At 38.1% G+C, this 22,841-nt stretch carries 12 protein-coding genes; 9 read left to right on the forward strand and 3 right to left on the reverse strand.

Annotated features, from left to right (window positions below; genetic code table 11):
• The first annotated feature begins 8 nt into the window (after positions 1 to 8).
• The 3 genes from torC to torD are packed head-to-tail and all read left to right on the forward strand — an operon-like array spanning position 9 to position 4,360.
• Positions 9 to 1,187 (forward strand): pentaheme c-type cytochrome TorC, encoded by a 1,179-nt coding sequence (gene torC / locus GQR44_RS08710; RefSeq protein WP_028870297.1) that lies wholly within the window; start codon positions 9 to 11, stop codon positions 1,185 to 1,187.
• Between the two features lie 15 nt (positions 1,188 to 1,202).
• The gene (gene torA / locus GQR44_RS08715) at positions 1,203 to 3,695 is read left to right on the forward strand and encodes a trimethylamine-N-oxide reductase TorA (protein ID WP_166371332.1); all 2,493 of its coding nucleotides are present in this window, start codon (positions 1,203 to 1,205) and stop codon (positions 3,693 to 3,695) included.
• Positions 3,692 to 4,360 (forward strand): molecular chaperone TorD, encoded by a 669-nt coding sequence (gene torD, locus GQR44_RS08720; RefSeq protein WP_166371334.1) that lies wholly within the window; start codon positions 3,692 to 3,694, stop codon positions 4,358 to 4,360. Before torA ends, torD begins: the two co-directional genes overlap by 4 nt.
• A 198-nt stretch (positions 4,361 to 4,558) precedes the next feature.
• Here the strand turns inward: torD and malT are convergent, their stop codons facing one another.
• Positions 4,559 to 7,267 (reverse strand): HTH-type transcriptional regulator MalT, encoded by a 2,709-nt coding sequence (gene malT / locus GQR44_RS08725; protein ID WP_166371336.1) that lies wholly within the window; start codon positions 7,265 to 7,267, stop codon positions 4,559 to 4,561.
• 606 nt (positions 7,268 to 7,873) lie between these two features.
• On the opposite strand from malT, the gene GQR44_RS08730 reads away from it, so the two are divergent.
• Together GQR44_RS08730 and malQ are read left to right on the forward strand one after the other, a co-directional pair.
• Positions 7,874 to 10,327 (forward strand): glycogen/starch/alpha-glucan phosphorylase, encoded by a 2,454-nt coding sequence (locus GQR44_RS08730; protein ID WP_166371338.1) that lies wholly within the window; start codon positions 7,874 to 7,876, stop codon positions 10,325 to 10,327.
• Between the two features lie 402 nt (positions 10,328 to 10,729).
• Positions 10,730 to 12,907 carry a 4-alpha-glucanotransferase gene (gene malQ, locus GQR44_RS08735; protein ID WP_166371340.1) on the forward strand — a complete coding sequence of 726 codons (2,178 nt, stop codon included), beginning with the start codon at positions 10,730 to 10,732 and terminating at the stop codon, positions 12,905 to 12,907.
• A 712-nt stretch (positions 12,908 to 13,619) separates the two neighbouring features.
• Here the strand turns inward: malQ and malK are convergent.
• Positions 13,620 to 14,756: a maltose/maltodextrin ABC transporter ATP-binding protein MalK gene (gene malK, locus GQR44_RS08740; protein ID WP_166371342.1), complete on the reverse strand. Its 1,137-nt coding sequence runs from the start codon at positions 14,754 to 14,756 to the stop codon at positions 13,620 to 13,622.
• Positions 14,757 to 15,437: 681 nt separating this feature from the next.
• On the opposite strand from malK, the gene malE reads away from it, so the two are divergent.
• From malE to malG, 3 genes are all read left to right on the forward strand, one after another.
• A complete protein-coding gene (malE, locus tag GQR44_RS08745; protein ID WP_166371344.1) occupies positions 15,438 to 16,619 on the forward strand; it encodes a maltose/maltodextrin ABC transporter substrate-binding protein MalE in 1,182 nt (393 codons plus the stop codon).
• Positions 16,620 to 16,783: 164 nt separating this feature from the next.
• The gene (gene malF, locus GQR44_RS08750) at positions 16,784 to 18,352 is read left to right on the forward strand and encodes a maltose ABC transporter permease MalF (protein WP_166371346.1); all 1,569 of its coding nucleotides are present in this window, start codon (positions 16,784 to 16,786) and stop codon (positions 18,350 to 18,352) included.
• An 11-nt stretch (positions 18,353 to 18,363) separates the two neighbouring features.
• Complete coding sequence (malG, locus tag GQR44_RS08755; RefSeq protein ID WP_166371348.1) at positions 18,364 to 19,254, forward strand: maltose ABC transporter permease MalG; 891 nt, start codon at positions 18,364 to 18,366, stop codon at positions 19,252 to 19,254.
• Positions 19,255 to 19,958: 704 nt separating this feature from the next.
• Here the strand turns inward: malG and GQR44_RS08760 are convergent.
• Positions 19,959 to 22,019: an alpha-amylase gene (locus GQR44_RS08760; protein ID WP_166371350.1), complete on the reverse strand. Its 2,061-nt coding sequence runs from the start codon at positions 22,017 to 22,019 to the stop codon at positions 19,959 to 19,961.
• Positions 22,020 to 22,254: 235 nt separating this feature from the next.
• Here GQR44_RS08760 and GQR44_RS08765 point away from each other — a divergent pair, with 235 nt between their 5' ends.
• Positions 22,255 to 22,830, forward strand: coding sequence for a hypothetical protein (locus GQR44_RS08765; protein WP_166371352.1), 576 nt, complete (start codon positions 22,255 to 22,257; stop codon positions 22,828 to 22,830).
• Positions 22,831 to 22,841 lie beyond the last annotated feature (11 nt).

The raw sequence follows: 22,841 nt of genomic DNA on the forward strand, positions 1-22,841 counted from the left end.
AATAGAAAATGAAATGGTTAATCAACATTTGGAAGACACTGAATAAACCTGCCAAATACCTAACATTGGGTTCAATCAGTCTTACCGCTTTTGTGATGGGAATACTTTTTTGGGGAGGATTTAACACCGCGTTAGAAGCAACTAATACCGAAGAGTTCTGTATCAGTTGTCATAGTATGGAAAGTAAACCTTACCAAGAATTACAACAAACAGTTCATTGGTCTAATCATGCGGGTGTCCGTGCTACTTGCCCTGATTGTCATGTGCCACATGATTGGAGCCGTAAAATAGCGCGTAAAATGGAAGCATCAAGTGATGTTTGGGGTTGGATTTTTAATACCGTCAACACTAGTGAAAAATTTGAAGATAAACGTTTAGAAATGGCTTCTCGTGAGTGGGCCCGTTTCGACCGAGATGACTCTCTAGCCTGTAAGAATTGTCACGAGTATGACTCAATGAAGTGGGATGAAATGTCTACTTTAGCCCAAAAACAGATGAAAAGAGCGGCGGAAAAAGATCAAAGTTGTGTTGATTGCCATAAAGGTATTGCGCATAAATTGCCTGATATGGGCGATGCAAGAGCACCGCAATTGATTGCTGAAGTAGGAAGCGGAGAAAGTCAGTTTAGTAATGATGAGTACTATTTTAGTGCGTTAACAAAACCACTTTTCTTTAGTCCAACGGGCGATGTTGAAGCAGGTACATTAAATGTCGCGACCAAAGTTAAAGTATTAGAAACCAATGGTAATCGAGTGAAAGTGACGATTGCAGGTTGGCGTAAAAAAATTGGTGCAAGCCGCGTTATATACTTTGATTTTGGTATTAATATGTTGACGGCTCAGTTATCAATAGAAGCGGCTAAAACGGAAGGTGTGATCACTCCCTTTGAAGAAAAAGAAGATGAGTTAACCGGTCTAAAATGGCAACGTGTCGAAACAACTTTATGGACAGAGAAAGAATACTTGCTTACGGAGCAACAACCCCTTTGGGATTATGCGCGTACTACGTTTAGAAAAAGTTGTAGTGTATGTCATACGCAACCAGATGAAGCACATTTTGATGCGAATACATGGCCAGGCATGTTCCAAGGCATGATAGCGTTTGTCAATATGGATGACGATACCCAAGCTTTAGTACAAAAATATTTACAAACACATTCATCTACTTTTGTTAAAAAAGAACATTAATCGGAGTTAAATATCATGAAAAGAAGAAGCTTTTTAAAGGGTATATTAGCCGCCTCTTACACTATTGCTACTGCCACTTCAGTATTAACACCTTTAAGTGCTTTAGCAAAAACAGGTGCAGCAAAGCGTGATGATTGGTTAACGACAGGTTCTCATTTTGGCGCTTTCAAAATTAAGCGAAAAAATGGTGTCATCGACCAAGTCAAACCTTTTGATTTAGATAAATATCCAACGGATATGATCAATGGTATTAAAGGGATGGTTTATAACCCATCACGAGTTCGTTACCCAATGGTTCGCTTAGACTTTTTATTAAAAGGTCATAAAAGCGATACCACTCAACGTGGGGATTACCGTTTTGTTCGTGTGACATGGGATCAAGCATTAACATTATTTAAAAACTCATTGGATAATATACAAACCAATTACGGTCCATCGGGTTTACATGCAGGGCAAACAGGTTGGCGAGCAACGGGACAATTACATTCTAGTATCAGTCATATGCAGCGAGCTGTTGGGATGCATGGTAATTTTGTTAAAAAAATTGGTGATTACTCAACAGGCGCAGGTCAAACAATTTTACCTTATGTGTTAGGTTCGACTGAAGTGTATGCTCAGGGGACTTCTTGGCCGCTTATTTTAGATAATGCAAACACCATTATTCTTTGGGCAAATGATCCCTATAAAAATTTACAAGTTGGATGGAATGCAGAAACTCATGAAAGTTTCGAGTACTTAGCTCAATTAAAAGAAAAAATTAAACAAGGCAAGATACGTGTGATCAGTATTGATCCAGTGGCGTCAAAAACACAGAATTATTTAGGTTGTGAAAAAATCTACGTTAATCCACAAACCGACGTCGCGTTAATGTTGGCTATTGCCTACGAGATTTATACTAATGATTTACATGATAAAGCATTTATTGAAGGTTACAGTTTAGGATTTGATCGTTTTGTTCCTTACCTTACAGGGGAAGAGGATGGAATTCCTAAAACAGTACAATGGGCTGAAAAAATAACAGCAGTACCTGCTGACGTTATTAAACAACTAGCTAAAACGATGGTTGCGGGTCGCACTCAAATATTAATGGGCTGGTGTATTCAGCGTCAACAACACGGTGAACAACCTTATTGGATGGCTGCCGTGTTAGCCACTATGATCGGACAAATTGGTTTACCTGGCGGTGGTATTAGTTACGGTCATCATTACTCAAGTATTGGTGTGCCAGCAACAAAAGCTTCTGCACCTGGTGGTTTTCCACGTAACTTAGATGAAGGTCAAAAACCAATTTTTGATAGTACGGATTTTAAAGGTGCAAGTAGTACGATACCAGTCGCACGTTGGATTGATGCCATTTTATCTCCGGGTAAAGTGATCGATGCAAATGGTAGTAAGGTTACTTACCCTGATATTAAAATGATGGTTTTTTCTGGGAACAATCCTTGGAGTCATCATCAAAATCGTAATCAAATGAAAAAAGCATTCCATAAGTTGGAGTGTGTTGTGTCGATCGATATTAATTGGACTGCGACTTGTCGTTTTTCAGATATTGTATTACCAGCCTGTACCACCTATGAACGTAATGATATTGATATCTATGGTAGTTACGCTAAGCGTGGTGTGCTTGCTATGCAGAAAATGGTCGATCCTTTGTACAACAGCTTATCTGATTACGAAATATTTACGCGCTTTGCAAAATTATTAGGTAAAGAGCAAGAATATACACGTGGCATGACCGAATTTGACTGGTTGAAGAAGCTTTATAACGATTGTAAAGATGCGAATAGCGGTCAATTCGAGATGCCAGAGTTTGATCAATTTTGGCAAGATGGTTATGTCCACTTTGGTGAGGGGGAATTATGGACTCGACACGCAGATTTTAGAGCTGATCCGGAAATAAATCCGCTTGGAACACCCTCTGGTATGATTGAAATTCACAGCAGAAAAATTGAACGTTATCAATATGATGATTGTAAAGGTCATCCTACGTGGATGGAAAAAAGTGAGCGAAGCCATGGTGGCCCAGGTTCAGATAAACACCCAATTTGGATGCAATCTTGTCACCCTGATAAACGTTTGCATTCACAAATGTGTGAATCAAAATCCTATCGAGAAACCTATTCTGTTCAAGACAGAGAGCCTGTTTATCTGAATCCTGAAGACGCTAAACATCGCGGTATTAAAGATGGTGACGTAGTCAGAGTATTTAATGATCGTGGGCAACTACTTGCTGGTGCAGTTATCAGTGATAATTTCCCGAAAGGGGTTATTCGTATCCATGAAGGTGCATGGTACGGTCCCGTTGGTGATGATGGTAGTACTGCCGCAGGTGCTGAAATTGGTGCAATATGTAGTTATGGCGATCCAAATACGTTAACTCAAGACATAGGTTCTTCTAAGCTAGCACAAGCTTGTTCTGCCTATACTTGTTCGGTGGACTATGAGAAATTTGTAGGGCACTTACCACCAGTGACGTCATTTAATGGACCGACAGAGATTGCAGTATGAGCCAATTAACAAAACAAGAAGTCACCGAAATTGCCATTGAAAATCAGGCTAGGGCGGTTATCTATGAGTTTCTTTCATCACTTTTTGCAAAAGAGTTAGATGGAAGTTTGATAAATCAATTGGCCTCTGTACAGGGACGAGAGTTTTTAAGCTCTGTTGCCCTTGAGCCGACATTAGCAGCAAGTATTAACACCATTGTTAATAAGTTAATGGCGCTTAATACAGAGCAAGCTCGACTTGAGTTAGCCGCTGATTTTTGTGGATTATTTTTAATTGATAGCAAAACCTGTGCTTCCCCCTATGCAGGGCAGTATATAAAAGATGATTTGAGTAAAGTAGATACTGGCGAAAATATTAAAAAATCTGATAGAGCATTAGTATTTGGCGAATTACACCAGTTAATGATGACCTATTTAGAAAAAAGTAATATACAAATCAGTAGTGATTTTCCTGAGCCTGCTGATCATATTGCGGTAATACTCGCCTATCTTGCACATCTTAGCTTACATGCAAGCCACGTTAATCAAATAAACTTTATTAATGTTTATGTATTAAGTTGGTTAGGTGACTTTACTGAGCAAGTGAAACTGCATGACCCAAGCGGCTTCTACACTGCGGTGGCAGAATTAACACTGCAGTGGGTAACGTTAGATATTGAGCAATAGATATTAAGCAATCTATTAAGTAATGAATGTTAAGTAATAAATATTAATTAAGAAAGAGATATTGAATAATAGGTAGCTTAATTTATTTCACTTTTAGCCAATAAAAAGCCAGTGACCCGTTAATGTTTGCTTGAAACGTTAACGGGTCACTGGCTTTTTCAGTACCAATAATATTGTTCACCTTTAGTGAGATTGGTATTAATAACCAATAAGTCTTAGCAAATTCTCTGCAGTTTTTATCGCTTCTTTACGGTTTGCAATATTGAGCTTTTGGTACAAGTTACGAATATGTGTTTTTATCGTTGTACCTGCCACATCTAGTTCAAGTGCGACTTGCTCATTACTTAATCCAGAATAAATCAAACCTAAAACTTGCCACTCTCTTTGTGTTAGCGGACTCGTTCGTACGAGCTCTGGTATATCAGGATGATTCACTAATTGATCTACAAAATTTTCATCAAAATGGGTAGATCGGCTCTTTTGCTTGATAGAAATATCTTTTAACAATTGTAATGTACGGTGTTTTTCAAGCTCGTTTAAGCTAGCGGAGCTACTAAGTTTTTGCAGTAAATGTTCAATATGCACACCATCGACCAAGAAGTTGCTGACCATACCTGTTTGGTTAGTTAAGCTTAGTGCTTGTTTTAGTGTTTCTAATGCCAATACTTCATTACCGATTTTTGTCGCTATAATCGCTTCAATAATCAGATTACGATTATTATCCGTAATTAAATGTGAGGCTTTGGCTTCTAACTGTAAAAAATTTATTGTTATTGTTGCTTGCTCATATTGTTCAAGGGCTATTTCAGCTCTGGCAATGTTACGAACTTGCAGTTGCAAAAAGTGGTTATTTGCTTGCTTCGGGCGAATCGCGGTATCTAACCAGTTTTTTATTGCGTCTAAGTCATTACGAGCTTGCCAGTATAAAAGCAATGATTGTGACGCATGTGCCGACCAATCATCATGATAAGTTGACTGTTGTACAAGGTGTTGTATTTTTTCAATAAAGCGCATAGCTTTATCTAGCTCTCCGCGACTTATTGCTATCATTGCAAGCATTGAATAACAGTGCAGGTGTTTACTAGGTTCTATGTTTCCAAGTACGTTGATACCTTTATAAGCACATTCTTCAGCTTCATCTAAGCGATTCCAGCACCATAATATTTGCGCTCTGTTACGCAATAAAAATTCATGTAGCGGTAATTGCTGTAATTTTTGTTCTGCAATAAGTTTAAAAGCGCTGTCTTGTAACTCAAATGCTGCTTGCACAAAACCTTGTGCCAGGAGTATTTCACCCTGCTGCAGTATTGCCCATAATGCTTGGTGAAAGAGCTTATGTTGTCTCGCTAACTTCTCCGTTTGTTGCATTAAAGGCAGGGCTCTATCTAACTGTCCCAGTACATGATTTACTTCACCTACTATAGACGTTGTGATAATTCGATTTCGATAAGCATTAGAATCTAACTGGGTTAATGCGAGTTCAGCAAGTTCAAAGGCTTTTTCAGGCTCACTTCTATTAATAGCAACTTGTGCAAGAAGTGCATTAACTTGACCTTGATCGTTTGTTGTTAACGTAATATTTCGCTTGTCTATCTCTTGCTTAGCTTCCGCTAGCATATTCTCTACTGCGCTATACCTATGTTGGCTTTGTGCAAGCCAAGCTCTTATCAACGGGAGTTTGATATTTTCGTATAACTTATCAGAGGACAAACTGTTAATTGCACTTTCTAAATTAGTTAATTCCCCGTGATTAAACATTCTCCAACCATGAGCCGAAATAATTTTTGTCAGTAGTTCACCATCATTAACTTTCTGTGCATGGAACATAGCTTGATGGGGGATATCTAATTTTAACCACGCTTTTGCCGCTTTATGATGAAGTGAATTTTCTTCCTGTGGGATCCGTGCTTGACGTTCATGGGTAAGAAATTCTGCAAATAAATTATGAAACCTAAACCAATTTTGTTCACCTTCTAAGGGATAAATAAATAAGCCATAGCGATTTAGGTACTCAAGCATACTCAATGCATCGTCTCTTTCTGTTAACTGGCTAATAAGCGTATCGTTAAATGTACTCAATACAGAACATTGCATTAAAAAGTGACGAGTATCATTATCTAGAAAGTCAAAAACTTCCTCGACAAGGTATTCCCAAAGATGACCATGGCTAAAATTTGAAACTGATTCAGCCGATTGTGCTAATGTTTTTTTATTATGTTGTGCTTGTAACGCAATTAGTTGTAATGCTGAAGGCCAGCCTTCGACATAAGTACGAAGGTTATCTACTGTAGTATCATCTACGCCCTCGGAAAAACGTTGATTGAAAAAACGGGCGGTTTCATCTGCATCAAAAGCGAGTAGATCATTGTCTATTTCGATCATTAAGTCTCGCACTCTAAGGTTAGCAGTGCCAATAGGGGGGGCAGAACGACTGGTTACAATCAGTGTTATATTATCTGGCATATGTTTAAGGAAAAAACGTATCCCTTCATGAATTTCATTTTCTTTAATCAAATGATAGTCATCCAACACTACATAACATTCTTGGTGATAGTTGGATAGTTCACTAAATACCTCTCCAAATAATGATTGTAGCGATGAAAATTGACGTTTCTCAACTAATGTTTGCGCATTGGGGCAGGATTCGTTGGTTGCCTTGTTGATCGCTTGAATAAAATAGTTGATAAAATGAAAAATATCATTGTCATTTTCATCAATACTGTACCAACCAACGTAGGGCTTATCCGTTAACCATTGTGCGGTCATGGTGGTTTTTCCATAACCAGCTGGCGAGCGAAATAGAACCAGCTTATAAAATGGCGCTTGTTGTAATAACTCTAGCACTCGAGGTCTAAGGATTGCGTTATGCAATCTGCCTGGTCTTGTTAGTTTTGATGGGAGCCACATTTGCTTTCTCGTGTTATTAGTTATTTTTATTATAAGGAGCGAGGGTACGCTATAGTGACTAGAATTGACTACTGTGAGGCTTTACATTGCATGACATTACACACATTTTTTAGTGTTTGGTGTAATAGCGATGTGACTCCAATCACGTACTGTATTGAATGCCTAATGCTCGGCCATAGTACTGCTTCCAAAACATCAATCATAAATTATCTAATATAAAGTATATCTAAAGGCATTTTAAAAAATGATGACGTACGTCAGTATTTACACCTAATGATATGAATAATAAAGCTTATTTTCATTTTTAAAGTGACTGTTTGTATTTTGAACAGTATTGAGATTAATTTATTAGCTATCAATATCTCGATAGCTACTTGGTTATCGTTACTTAATAAAGCGACTTGGCACTCATTATCACGCTAGTGCTATCCATTCCTTTTATTATAAAAGGTAATCACTTCTGCATTGATCGGCCTAAGCATTAACTTAGCTTTCTACGCCCTTAATACTCCTCCTTATTTAACCCTAAATTGGGAGGATGTTTTGCATTTAATATGAATCCAGAATATGCCTCAGTTAAATAAAACTTAATAAAGGGGCTTTGCCATGAAACCTGTTCAACAAAGAGAATTTGATAAAAAGTTATTTAAAGCTGATCTGTTAAATCACTTAAATACAACTTATGCAAAAACCGAAGAGACTGCGACAACGCGTGACTGGTATCTTGCCTTAGGACGTGCATTAGCAGGGCTAACCACGTTTGATTTATTAGCGACTGAGCAAGATCCTAAAATAAAAAATGCAAAAAGTGTTAATTACTTATCTTTAGAGTTTTTGATTGGCCGACTGACAGGTAATAACCTAATTAGCATGGGTATTTACGATCAAATTAACGATGCGATGCAAGAAATGGGGCATAGCCTATCGGATTTACTTGAAGAAGAGCGTGACCCTTCATTAGGAAATGGTGGTCTTGGTCGTTTAGCAGCTTGTTTTATGGATTCATGTGCTGCCCAAGAATTTCCTGCCATTGGCTATGGGCTACATTACGAGTATGGGCTTTTCAAACAATCCTTTGAGCACTGCCATCAAAAAGAAGCACCAGATGCATGGCGAGGAGTAGAGGGTTACCCATGGGAAGTTGCACGTCCAGAATATGCACAGGAAATAGGATTTTACGGGCATGTACAGCCTGTCGTTGAAAATGGCAAAGAAAAGCGCCGCTGGGTACCCGGTATGTTCGTAAAAGGCATGCCATGGGATCTCCCGATTGTTGGTTACCAAAGCAACACTGTTTATCCGTTACGTTTATGGGAATGTCAGGCGATTGCACCATTCTCATTAGAAAGTTTTAATAATGGACATTATTTTGAAGCACAACATGCACTCATCGATGCTGGTAATATCACCAAAATTCTATATCCAAATGATAATCACGAAAAAGGTAAAACACTGCGTTTAATGCAGCAATACTTTCATAGTGCCGCGTCAATCAAAGACATTTTACGTCGTCACGATCAATCTGGACATAAACTTCAAGATCTTGCTCAATATGAATCCATACAGCTCAACGATACTCATCCAACCATCGCTATTCCAGAATTAATGCGTATTTTGATTGATGAAAGATACATGAGTTGGGACGATGCTTGGGCTATCTGTAGCAAAACATTTGCCTATACCAATCATACGCTACTGCCTGAAGCGCTAGAAACTTGGTCTGAATCATTGATTCAAAGCTTATTACCTCGACATATGGAAATTATATTCCATATCAATCACTTATTTATGCAAGAAGTACGAGAAAAATGGCCGGGTGATGTTGAGAAACAACGTAAATTATCCATTATTCAAGATGGTTTTCATCGTAATGTTCGTATGGCAAATCTATGTGTAGTCGGTTCTTATGCGGTTAATGGTGTTGCCGCTTTACATTCAGCCTTAGTCAAACGTGATTTATTTCCTGAGTTTGATGAGTTGTATCCTAACCGTTTACAAAATATCACTAATGGCATTACCCCTCGTCGTTGGTTGAAGTTCTGTAATCCTGCATTGTCTAATTTAATCACCGATAAAATAGGTGATCAATGGCCTGCGGACTTAAGTCAACTTAACCAAATCGCTGAGTTTGCTGAAGATAGTCAATTCCAAAATGATTATATGAATGTAAAAAAATTGAATAAACAACGTTTAGCTAGTTGGGTTAAGCAACATATGGATATTGAGCTAGATAGTGATGCTATTTTCGATGTGCAAATTAAACGTTTACATGAATATAAGCGCCAGCATTTAAACTTATTACATATTTTGTCGCTTTATTATCGTTTATTAAACGAGCCTACCTTTGACATGGTACCTCGCGTTGTATTCTTTGCTGCAAAAGCAGCACCGGGTTACCACCTTGCAAAAGAGATCATATTTGCAATAAATAAAATTGCTGAAACTATTAATAATGATCAGCGCATCGACGGTAAGTTGAAAGTGGTATTTATCCCTGATTATCGTGTCAGCATCGCAGAAATCATTATTCCGGCGGCAGATGTTTCTGAGCAAATATCAACGGCAGGTAAAGAAGCATCAGGCACCGGTAACATGAAAATGGCATTAAATGGTGCACTCACTATCGGCACAATGGACGGTGCAAATGTAGAGATTCGCGAAGAAGTAGGCGACGATAATATTTATATTTTTGGGCTCGACGTTGATGGCGTTGAAGCGGTATTAAGCCGAGGTTATAACCCCTTCGATTACTATCATACTAACCCGTTATTAAAAGCGTCATTGGACTTGTTACTTGGAGATATATTTACACCTAAAGAGCCAGGAAGATTGCGTACTATTTATGATGCGTTGTTGGATGGTGGTGATCCTTATCTGTGTTTAGCGGACTTTGCATCTTATATTCATGCGCATGAAGCGATGGATAAACAATACCGAGATAAAAAAGGCTGGGCGCGTAAAGCGATTATGAATACTGCCTTGGTAGGTAAGTTTAGCTCTGACCGTTCTATTCGTGACTATGCTAATAATATTTGGAAGTTATCCACAGTGCATCGTTAGTCGCATTGAGTGAAGTGTGTTGTCACGCTTCATTTTTATTTTTATTAATTTATATGCCCATTTCACAATAATCGCCATTATAAATGCTTAATTCGTTTATAAAAAAGGATCAAAAAGTAATGGGCTCACATTAAACAGTGATATTGATTAGCTGACATGCATTGATATTACGCGTCAAGATTTGAGTAGGGTTGATAGTCTTTTAGTCAATAAATTGGCCATGGTGTTGCAATTAGTTTTTACAATCGGTTTTTATAATTATTTTTTATAATCGGTTTTTGCTGAGTGTTTTTACATTTGGATAGAGAGAATACCCTTCAATATCCTTATTAACAGCAACGAGCTAATGGTTGGTCATGATTTTTATTAACGAGTCTTGATATTATGCCCACGGAGAGAGCAATGAACGAACAATCAGTATTAAAAAAAGTAGCCAAAATGGCTAAAATCTCAGACCACTATATTAGTGCTTGGGGAAATGAGGCTTATGTTAAAGATGAAACCATCGAACAACTGTTAAGTGCGTTAGGCTACGATACGACTGATGATCAAACGTTGTTGAAATCTGCACAGAAAAGGCATAAAAGTAAAATATTAGCCCCGGTCAAAGTGATTAAGGATCTACAACAACCTATTGAAATTGAATTAAACCTTGGTTTAACTGTTCGAGAAAGCGAATTTAGTTGGCAAGTTATTACCGAAAGTGGCGATGTTTTAGAAGGTTATTTACAGTCACAGGTGATCAAAGATGAGCGCATAAATGGTGGAGCACTAATTTTTCAATTGCCTAAATTACCGCTAGGGTATCACCAGTTAACGGTTACTCGTAAACGCCGTAAAAACCCGTATAAAATGACTATCATCATTACGCCCGAATCTTGTTACAAGCAGTCTAGTTTACATAAAGGTGAAAAATTATGGGGACCAAGCATTCAACTTTATACTGTTCGTACTGCGTATAACTGGGGAATAGGAGATTTTGGCGATCTCAAACAACTAATAACAGAAGTCGCTTCCCGTGGTGGAGATTTTATTGGCCTAAACCCGATTCATGCACTTTTTCCTGCCAATCCAGAGGGAGCCAGTCCATATAGTCCTTCTTCTCGTCATTGGTTGAACATTATGTATATTGATGTGACAGCCATCCCCGAGTTTGTATTGAGTAGTGCGGCGCAGCAGAAAGTGGGTTGTATCGAATTTCAGCAACGTCTCAAAAGTGTGCGTAAAGATGAATGGGTTAACTACAGCGAAGTAGCGGCATTAAAATTAAGTGTATTGCCCCTTTTATTTAAAGAATTTGAAATTAGACATCTTGCTAAAGAAACAGAACGTGCGGAGGCTTTTAATGATTTTGTCGCGCAGGGGGGAGAAAGCTTACAGCATCAAGCGGTATTTGATGCGCTACATGCTCACTTGTATCAACAGGATCCTTCTATTTGGGGTTGCCCAGTATTTCCAAATAAATATAGTAAGTTCAATAATATCGAAGTACATCAGTTTATTACACAAAATAGATCACTGGTTGAGTCTTATTTATACTATCAATGGATTGCTGATACACAGATTAATGAAGCTCAACAATTTGCAGAAGAATGTGGAATGTCGGTCGGCTTATACCGTGATTTAGCAGTGGGCGAAGCAAGTTCAGGTTCGGCGAGTTGGGCGGACAATGGATCATTAGTGCTTGATGCAAGCATTGGTGCGCCACCGGATGTGTTTGGGCCATTAGGGCAAAATTGGGGGCTACCACCTCTGAATCCTCAAGTACTTAAGGATTCAGGTTATGCTCCTTTCATTGCGTTATTAAGGGCTAATATGAAACATTGTGGAGCCTTAAGAATTGATCATGTTTTGGGTTTATTACGCTTATGGTGGGTGCCTAAAAATAAAACTGCGGCAGATGGGGCATATATTTATTATCCCGTTGAAGATTTATTAGCTATTTTAGCGCTTGAGTCGCATCGTCATCAATGTGCTGTCATTGGTGAGGATTTAGGTACAGTGCCAGACGAAATTGTCGATATACTGGCAAGCGCAGGTATCCACTCTTATAAATTGTTTTTTTTCGAAGTCGCTGAAGACGGCGGTTTTTTCTCGCCTACTCATTATACAGAACAATCAATGTCAGCACTTTGCACGCACGATATGCCAACGGTTAGAGGGTTCTGGCATTGTGAAGACCTACGTATGGGTAAAGAGCTCGGCTTGTATCCTGATCCCGTTCAATTAAAAGCTTTATATGATGAACGACTACGGTCTAAACAAGAAATATTAAATAGTCTTGCCTGGCATGGATTTCTACCTGAGGGTGTGGGCAGAGACGCTGCCTTTGTTCCAATGGACAGCTACTTGAGTGAAGCACTACATTTGCACCTCGCTGCCGGTTCATCTGCGTTGTTTAGTGTGCAACTTGAAGATTTGTTAGAAATGGATATGCCTGTCAATATACCTGGAACGGTCAATGAATATCCTAATTGGCGACGTAAATTATCAGTTAACATCGATGATATTTTTCAAAAACAGTCGGTAAATCGCTTAGCTAAACAAATGACCCAATTGCGTTTAAAAGCTAGGCGTTAATTACTTGTGCTGGAGAGCATATTCTCTCTAGCTGTCATCGCAGATCAATATAATCGGTAATAAAGCCTTGCTTAGCAAAGCTTTATTACCCGTTTTAAATTGCTATTCGTTTGGGATTTTCCTCTCAATTTAAGGACTTATTTAACTATTCACTTAACTATTCACTTAACTATCAACTTAACTATCAATTCAGCTATCAATTCAATTTTCAACATTAATCATTCAACTCATTCATTTCCTTCATTTCCTTCATTTCCTTCATTTCCTTCATTTCCTTCATTTTACATTATCATTAAGCTGGTTCAGTATTCAGCCACTTAAATACATAATTAATACAGTAGCTTAAGTACAATTAATTAAGTGCAAGCCTAGATTCGTATAATAAGTGGCTTCATCAAATAATTTGATGTCGTCATTCTATCTAGTCATTTCCTACAGAATAAATAACATAAGCGTTGTAAATAGAGTCTGTTGTAATAAAGGTAATTGTTGAATTATAAGCGATATCGAGTTTCTGATTGTTTATAGAGTGTGTCGGTTATGGGTTATTGGCTTTTGTGTGCGGGAAGGGTGAAATCATCAGTTGTAAGTTATTAATATATATTGAATTGCCAATGTTGGAACAAAAGGTGTTGGAATAGTAAATGCTGCACTATTTGCTCAGTATCTGTGAGCATTTACTATTGAATTTATATTATTGTTAATCTTGTCTTTATTTTTCAGCGATCATCGCATCATAATCAACACCGCTTTCACGGTGCAGACGGCGACAGGCTATGCCATCTCTATGGAATAAATGACAGCGATGTGCAGTTAAACCAACATTGTATTTTTGGCCTACTTCCACATCCAGTGTATCTGCTGCTCTATATATGACATCGGCATCTGCACTGGCAAGGTTCATGTAAATTTGGGTTTCATTACCTAACTTTTCTACAATCTGTACTTTACCCTCGATAGTGGCATCGGCTTGTTCTGCATTGAGTAAATGTTCAGGGCGAATACCCAGTGACATTCGATCGCCTATATTCACGGTTTTACCTTCGACAGATATCCAAAAGCTTTCATTATTTGCTAGTTTGACTTTGACTCGTTCATCCTCTGTATCTTCAATCGATACGCTCATGAAGTTCATTTTAGGCGACCCAATAAAGCCGGCTACAAAACGATTGATTGGATAGTGATATAGTTCAAGAGGGCGACCCACTTGTGATACTGAACCCGCATCTAATACTACGATTTTATCGGCCATTGTCATTGCTTCTACTTGATCATGAGTCACGTAGATCATGGTGCAGCCAAGTTTACGTTGCAGTTTAGTAATTTCACTGCGCATATTGACACGCAATGCGGCATCCAAATTAGACAGCGGTTCATCAAGCAAAAAGACGTTTGGCTGTGATACCAGTGTTCTGCCAATGGCAACACGTTGTCGTTGCCCACCTGAAAGTGCTTTAGGTTGACGTTCAAGTAAGTGAGTTAATTGTAAAATATCCGCCACATGATGAACACGTGTATCTATTTCAGATTTTTTAGCTTTAGCTAACTTTAAACCAAAGGACATGTTGTCGTAGAGGTTGAGATGCGGATAGAGTGCGTAGGATTGAAATACCATACCAACACCACGTTTTGATGGTTCAACATCATTCATACGTTCTTCACCGATGTATAAATCACCAGAAGTAATTTCTTCAAGGCCTGCTATACATCGTAAAAGTGTGGATTTACCACAACCCGATGGACCAACAAAGACGACCAGTTCGCCTTCTTTTATTTCAAGATCGACATTTTTAGAGATAAGTAGCTTGTCGTAAGCTTTACATACATTTTTTAAGGTGACACTGGTCATGTAGTTTGTCCTCGATTAATTTTTATGTTTACGCTCATGATTTCTGTTGTTTATTCCTGAACTCTTATTTCGGAATCTTTTATTTCTGAAATTTGAAATCATTAATTGTGTTTTATATTAATAAATAATTGCTGCCGTTGATGTATCCTTATTACAACATTTCTTTTTATTAACAACGAACTAACTAAATACACTTTATAAATACCTAGGTTGCATAATTTGTTATGTAAATGGTAGTAAAAAAGTCTAAATATTAGCGATAAATAGATTTTATTGGCTATTTATGACCGCTGTTAGGAATCGTTAAAACAAAAATGTAAATAACACGATCACAATCTATTACTAGTGGTTGATAGTTTGCTTATTTTAGACCACCTACACATCATCCTAGTGCAATAATTTATAGGAGGAGGAGGGAGGAGGGGGCTGACAAATCTTGTTCAACAAAATACAGATGTCATTCCAATAAATTGTATTAATTATGATGATTGCCATCACATAAACATGGAATTTGAGATCTTGATCGTGGTTATAGGTGGAGCTGTGTCACGAAAATAGAGTCGAACCCATGGGGCGTAGTGGATAGGAGGATGATTAAGCGTTTTAACTTCTAGATAATAAAGTTCGAAATATGGCTTACCCAACGGCTAGCCCTTCATCACAACTAAAAAGGATATTAACATGAAAAAAAATCTAAGTATCGTTGCGCTTTGCACCATGGCTGCATTGGGTTCTTTTAATGCCAACGCGGCGATTGAAGAGGGGCAGCTTACTATCTGGATCAACGGTGACAAAGGGTACAATGGACTTGCTGAAGTCGGCCAACGTTTTGAAGAAGATACTGGTATTAAAGTTACTGTTGCTCACCCTGATGCACTACAAGAAAAATTTCCACAAACGGCATCAACGGGCGATGGTCCTGATATCGTTTTTTGGGCTCATGACCGTTTTGGTGGATACGCAGAAGCAGGTTTGCTAGTTGAAGTTACCCCTTCTAAAGAAGTGAAAAACGGTATTGTCGATTTTGCATGGGATGCTGTGCAGTATAAAGGTAAATTCATTGGTTACCCTGTGGCTATTGAAGCGTTATCACTTATTTATAATAAAGATTTAATTGCTACACCTCCAGAGAATTGGGAAGACATCACCGCGCTGAATACTAAACTTCAAAAAGATGGTAAATCGGCGATTATGTGGAACTTAAAAGAACCTTACTTTACTTGGCCTTTAATGGCAGCTGATGGGGGCTATGCTTTTAAGCCAACGTCTACCGGTTATGATATTAAAAACGCTGGTATTAATAATGCGGGTGTAAAAGGAGCAATGACGTTTGTTAAAAAATTGATCGATAACAAGGTTATTTCTCCTGATATGGATTATTCCGTGTCTGAATCTGAATTTACCAAAGGCAATGTAGCAATGACCATTAACGGTCCTTGGTCTTGGGGAAATATTGAGAAAGCCGGCATTAATTATGGTGTGACTACGTTACCTAAATTTAATGGTAAAGATTCTAAAGCATTTGTTGGTGTATTGACCGCGGGTATTAGTACTGCGTCACCTAATAAAGACCTTGCTGTTGAGTTTATAGAAAACTACCTACTTACTAACGAGGGTTTACGTAATATTAATAATGATAAACCGCTTGGTGCTGTTGCATTGAATTCATTTCAAAAAGAGTTAGCTACAGATGCTCGCATTGCGGCAACCATGAATAATGCAAAAAATGGTGAAATAATGCCAAATATTCCACAAATGGGTGCTTTCTGGGAAAGTGCAAAAAATGCAATTATCAATATCGTTGATGGTCGTCAAGCAGTAGATGCAGCGCTTGCAGATGCAGAAAAACGAATGGTCAAATAATGACGTTGTTAAGGAGTGAACATCAAGTTTATTCCTTAACACTGGAGAAAGCATTGCTTTCTCCTCATTTTAATTTTTTATCGACACCATCAATAACGCATCACTAATGAATAATGATGAAAAATAGTTAGTGATGGAGTTGATTTTAGTTAACAGGGTTCTATATGCAGTCAGTTCAAGGTTCTGGTGCCATTGCACCATCTCCACTTCCTATCAGTTGGGGAGTGATAATAAAATGGGCCATTCTAGTTTCAGTTGCTATCGTAAACGGTTATGCGTCGATTGTAATGTACTCTCGTGGAGAGCTTGCTTTTGCATTACTTACGGTCATATTAACGTCATTGGCACTGTATATTTTTGGTAGTAAAAAAACCTATGCTCATCGCTATATATATCCTGGTATTGCGGGCATGATCCTATTTATTTTGTTTCCATTGGTTTATACAACTAGCCTCGCATTTACTAACTACAGTGCAAAAAACCAATTAACTATAGAGCGGGCACAAAGTGTCTTGTTGGATAGAACATTTCAGAGCGGTCAAAGTTATCCATTTAACCTCTATCAGACAGAACAAGGTTTCCGTATAGCGGTCATTGATAATGGTGAAACGCTTGCGACAGATGATTTTTCAATGGATGTTGCTGCGGGACAAAATATTGAACTTAAGGCTGTGCAAAAAGTTGATGGTAAAAAACAAAAAATAAAATCGATCATCAAGAATAGGGCGAAGCTCAACGATATCAATTTAACTATGCCAAACGGCGCAGTGGTGGGTATGAGTGGGCTACGAAAATTTGCCGCGGTACAACCTCTTTATAGCATGCAATCCGATGGCGAAACATTATTAAACAATGAAACCGAGCAGCGACTTAAAGCGAATATGGAAATAGGATTCTATCAAGTCGTTAATGAAAATAATGCGTTTATAGGCGACCCTATTTCACCTGGTTTTGTAGTTAATGTCAGTACTGCAAATTTTGAGAAGGTATGGAAAGATGAAGGGATTAAAGAACCTTTTATAGGGATCTTTATTTGGACCGTTGTATTTTCAGCATTGTCAGTTTTTTTGACCTTAATTATCGGTTTGGTGTTAGCGAGTGTAGTGCAATGGGAATCACTAAAAGGGCGTGCAGTATATCGAGTATTATTGATATTGCCTTATGCAGTTCCTGCCTTTATCTCTATTCTTATTTTTAAAGGGTTATTTAACCAAAGTTTTGGTGAAATAAATATGGTATTAGAAGCCTTATTCGGCATCAGCCCAGCTTGGTTTTCAGACCCAATTACCGCAAGAACGATGGTGGTGATTGTGAATACTTGGCTTGGTTTCCCTTATATGATGATCCTGTGTATGGGGCTTTTAAAAGCTATACCGCAAGATCTTTATGAGGCGTCTGCAATCGATGGTGCTGGACCATTAAAAAACTTTACTAAGATTACTTTCCCTCTAATGATTAAACCATTAACACCGTTATTAATTGCAAGTTTTGCTTTTAACTTTAATAACTTTGTAATGATTTACCTATTAACGGGTGGTGGACCGAATATGATTGGCACTACTGAGCCAGCAGGTTATACAGACTTATTAGTGAGCTATACCTACCGTATTGCATTTGAAGGAACTGGCGGACAAGACTTTGGTCTAGCAAGTGCCATTGCAACAATTATTTTCCTATTAGTGGGCGGCTTGGCATTGCTAAATCTTCGCTTCACAAAACTCGAACAAGATTAAGGGGACTTTCGATGGCTATAGTACAAGGCAAAAATTTAAAATACAGAGTATGGGCAACACATATAGGACTTTGGGTTTTTCTATCATTTATTATCTTCCCATTATTAATGGTAGTCGCGATCTCATTGCGTGAAGGCAACTTTGCAACAGGCAGCTTGATCCCTGAAAACCCATCTCTAGAACATTGGAAGCTGGCGTTAGGTTTTTCTGTTACTAATGCCGATGGTAGTATCACGCCGCCTCCGTTTCCAGTATTAACCTGGTTATGGAATTCAATTAAAATTGCGAGTATCTCTTCAATTTTAATTGTCGCTCTTTCAACAACTTCTGCTTATGCTTTTGCGCGTATGAAGTTTGGTGGTAAAAGTGCCATTTTGAAAGCGATGATGATTTTCCAAATGTTTCCCGCAGTATTGGCATTAGTTGCTCTGTATGCCTTATTCGATAAATTAGGACAATACATTCCATTTCTTGGATTAAATACCCATGGTGGATTGATTTTTGCTTATTTAGGCGGGATTGCTCTGCATGTTTGGACCATCAAAGGATACTTTGAGACCATCGATAACTCACTTGAAGAAGCGGCTGCTTTAGATGGTGCTACACCTTGGCAAGCGTTCCGCTTAGTGTTGTTGCCTTTATCGGTTCCGATATTAGCAGTTGTGTTTATCCTTTCGTTTATTGCTGTAGTTGGTGAGGTGCCTGTTGCTTCACTCTTATTATCTGATGTTGATAACTATACGTTAGCAGTTGGCATGCAACAGTACTTATATCCTCAAAACTATTTATGGGGTGATTTTGCAGCAGCAGCGGTACTCTCGGCATTACCTATTACTGGTGTGTTTTTACTAGCACAGCGTTGGTTAGTGGGCGGATTAACGGCTGGTGGTGTTAAAGGGTAGTATTCATAACTTTTAGATAGATTTAATAAACGCAATTTATCCCACCTTGTAAATTGCGTTTTTTTTAACTATTTTAAGCCTACTTTAATCATCATTGATTGATTCACTTACTAATTGATTTTATAAATGGCGGCACTCCCTCTTAATTTGTATTTGTACGAGCTTATTAACCGTATAATTGTTTTTTTTTGAAGCTATAAACTAAATAGTTGCATCTTTCCCTTCTTTTTTAACTATACAATTTATTTTATTGGTAGTGTGAATGAATGCCTTTTTAATAAAAAACGTAAATAACCTCGTTCAGAGTAGTTCTGACTGTATATATATCGCTAAACTAAAGGCGCTAAAAGAAAATACTATTGAAAGTGAAGATTTCTTCGTCATGTTATGGAAAGGTTTGGTATGTTGAGATTGGTTTAGGACTGGTATTAAGGCTATTGATAGAACTAGATTCAAGGTTGGCTTTTATTAATCTCTAAACGAACTAGAACAGTTCGATTGTATTGTTACTCATTTACACACTCATACTATCTTGATGGCGTTATTGCAGTGGCTTTAGCATCATGAGGGCATTAATAGCCCTTGATTTATGACTATTAATTATAGAGGGCTCTTTGTTTATAAGCAGTTGCTTATAAACAAAGAAGTGAATTGTCTCAATATTGTCAGTCTTTTTACTTCATTGAGACAATTGATATAATCGGTTAATGACCGAAAAAAGCAACCACGACGGTATCGTCTTTCAAACTTCTACTAAATACGTAAGCATTGTCATGTTTGATTACGTTATGTTTTCCAGCTCCTATTGCAGAATGATCCTTTCTGAATTTAGCAATAGTTTTCCAATGAGTTAGCAAGGATTGACGGTCTTTATCTAAATCCCACACCATGTCAGAGCGTGTGCCTTGATGAAAATCATCAGCATATGGACCAATTTTTCTCGCCACTTCATCGCCATAATAAACTTGTATCGCGCCGGGAGTCAGCAGCAATGCGTTTGCAGCATTTCTTTGCATATCTAGAGAGTTAAAGCGACTGAAAAATAGCTCAGTATCATGTGAAGACATATAACTGACAGGATTGAAGTCTTTGTTTTCTTGTATAGTATTAGCATAGTTTTGATAGGTAGCTTTCATTTGGCTGAAACAAGCTGCTCCTTTATCCATTTTCTTTTGCAAATCGAAATTAATCAAAGCATCAAATCCATCATCAAAGTAAGGACTACGATAAGCTGTATGTCCCCACACTTCACCCATCATAAAAAAGGGTAAACCAGATTCATCATTATTGTTACGCCAAGTTTCTAGGCTGTTAATACTTTCTGATTTCAACTTTTTCCAGACACTAGGTTGAACATGCTTGACGGTGTCGATCCTAAATCCATCGATACCAAATCGTTTCACCCAATCGGTTTGCCATTCGATTAAATAATCTGAAACAGTAAAATTAGCGCGTTTAGCAACACGCGTACCTGGGTTATTGAGTAGCCATTCAGGAGGTGTTACCGCTTTGGTGGACTCTGTTATCATATCGGGTAATCCTGCTAAAGAGGATGTGATGTCACTATTCCCTGGTGACTGATAACCGGGAAATGTTGCTCTTATCCAATCTTTTCCCCACCAATGTTGCCATTGTGAACTTTTATAATTTATTTGCTGGTGAAAGCTATGCCAGTTTTGTCCTGACATGGGCTTCCAAGCAGACCATTGAGGCGGCCAATTGGGCAGAGGTGTCACAACATCGATTTTATCGAATTGAAGATCGGCTAAGGTAGCATAACCGGCATGGTTAATGACTACGTCTAGTAGTATTTTCATTCCGCGTTGATGCGCCTGTTCGACTAACTCATTTAAGTCTTCGTCATCTCCAAAATTTTGGTCAATTTTAGTAAAGTCCCGTGTCCAGTAACCATGGTATGCATAAAAGGGAAAACTGCCTTTCTCTCCACCGCCTACAAACCCATGTACCTGCTCAACAATCGGAGATAGCCAAATAGCGTCAGTGCCTAAACTTTTGATGTAATCCAGTTTTTGAGTGACACCTTTAATATCGCCACCATGAAATGTACCTACTTCATCTAGGCCATCCTTATCACGTCCATAGGATTGATCATTACTGGTATCTGCATTATTAAAGCGGTCAATCATTACAAAGTAAATATTTGCGTTTTTCCAATTTAATGGAGCTTGCTGTTGAGTCGCGCCTGCTGCGGGTAACTTTTCAAGTAAAACTAATCCACCGCTATCGGGTGAAGGTGTAAGTGTTACCTTATTATTCTTAACCTCGACAACACGGCCTGAGTAAGCATCTCGTAATTTTGTGGATTCTTTGTATAGATTGTTCAGATTAATAGTAACTTCGCCACCTGAATAGGCTTCGCATTGCACATTGGGAAGAGGGCGTTTAAACGTAGTCTTTTGAGCCGTTTTAGGTTGCCGATTAATTCTTAAAGAAGGGGGGCTTTCATTAAATGTGAATGCATAATCCCCGCTAAAACGGATCTGTAAATCAAGTTCTGTCGGTGAACCACAATTTAATGCTAAGGGTTTATTAAATTTTACTTTTTTCACGCTGTCAGGAGCACATTTACCATCAATCTCAGAGATAGTTATGGTGTAATTATCTTTAGAAAGCTGGACAATCAAGGGGCGCTCATCATCGAGTGCAAACTGTCGACTATTTGTCGTGGTAGAAATTGCAATATTGGCCGCAAAAACGTTCGGAGCACCAATTAATAATGTGAGAAAAAGAGTATTGAGTTTCATTATTTTACCTTCTTTTAATTACCTTCAGACATCATATAAAATAGTTTCCCTCGATACATCAACCGTACATCTACGCCCCTTGCTTTCAACGTAGACCTCTATTGTCAATTTTTTAAGGATGATACTTCTGTTTATGTAAACAGGTAAACTAATATCATCTTGATCATTTAGTTATACAGCTATTCAATTATTCAGCTATTAACTTATCCAACAATAAAGGACGCACGAGTCATTTATGAAAAAAAATGTTTTTACTTCGCTAATCTGTAGCCTATTTTGTTCTACGTTAATAGCTTATCCGAATGCTTTAAGCTTGCCTTGGTTATCGCCTATGTTAGATGACGATATTCCAGCATGGTCTGTTGATCTATTAAACAAAAGTCAGGAGCTATTTGATTGCGGCGAAAAAGAAGAAGGGAAAGAATTTTGCTCTGATGTTGTTAATTATTATACAACGCCTGTACAGGGCTATTTATGGTTAGCAAAGGAAAATGTAAACAAAATACAATTAAACGCGCCATTTACGGCCAGCAATTATTCCCAACTTCAACTCAATATTCGTAAGGATGGCTATGTTTTAGTTTGGGTTGAAATAGCAGGCAAGCATATTGATATCACAGAGCAACTTAAGACAAAGCCGTTTCATATCGTTGATAGAGAGGTGATGATGTTTATGAACAAGGGCAGAATCTCTTCGCCTAGGAGGTTGCTATGGTACCCTGAGACGCAACAACAACAAGCCAACCCAAGCCGATACGTTGAGTTTGTAAGTGATGGTGTAGTAATAAATGTTAACTTTTTTAAGCTTTAAGCTTGATGACA

Origin of the sequence: Psychromonas sp. SA13A, from assembly GCF_011378715.1 — a bacterium.
Classification (GTDB): domain Bacteria; phylum Pseudomonadota; class Gammaproteobacteria; order Enterobacterales; family Psychromonadaceae; genus Psychromonas.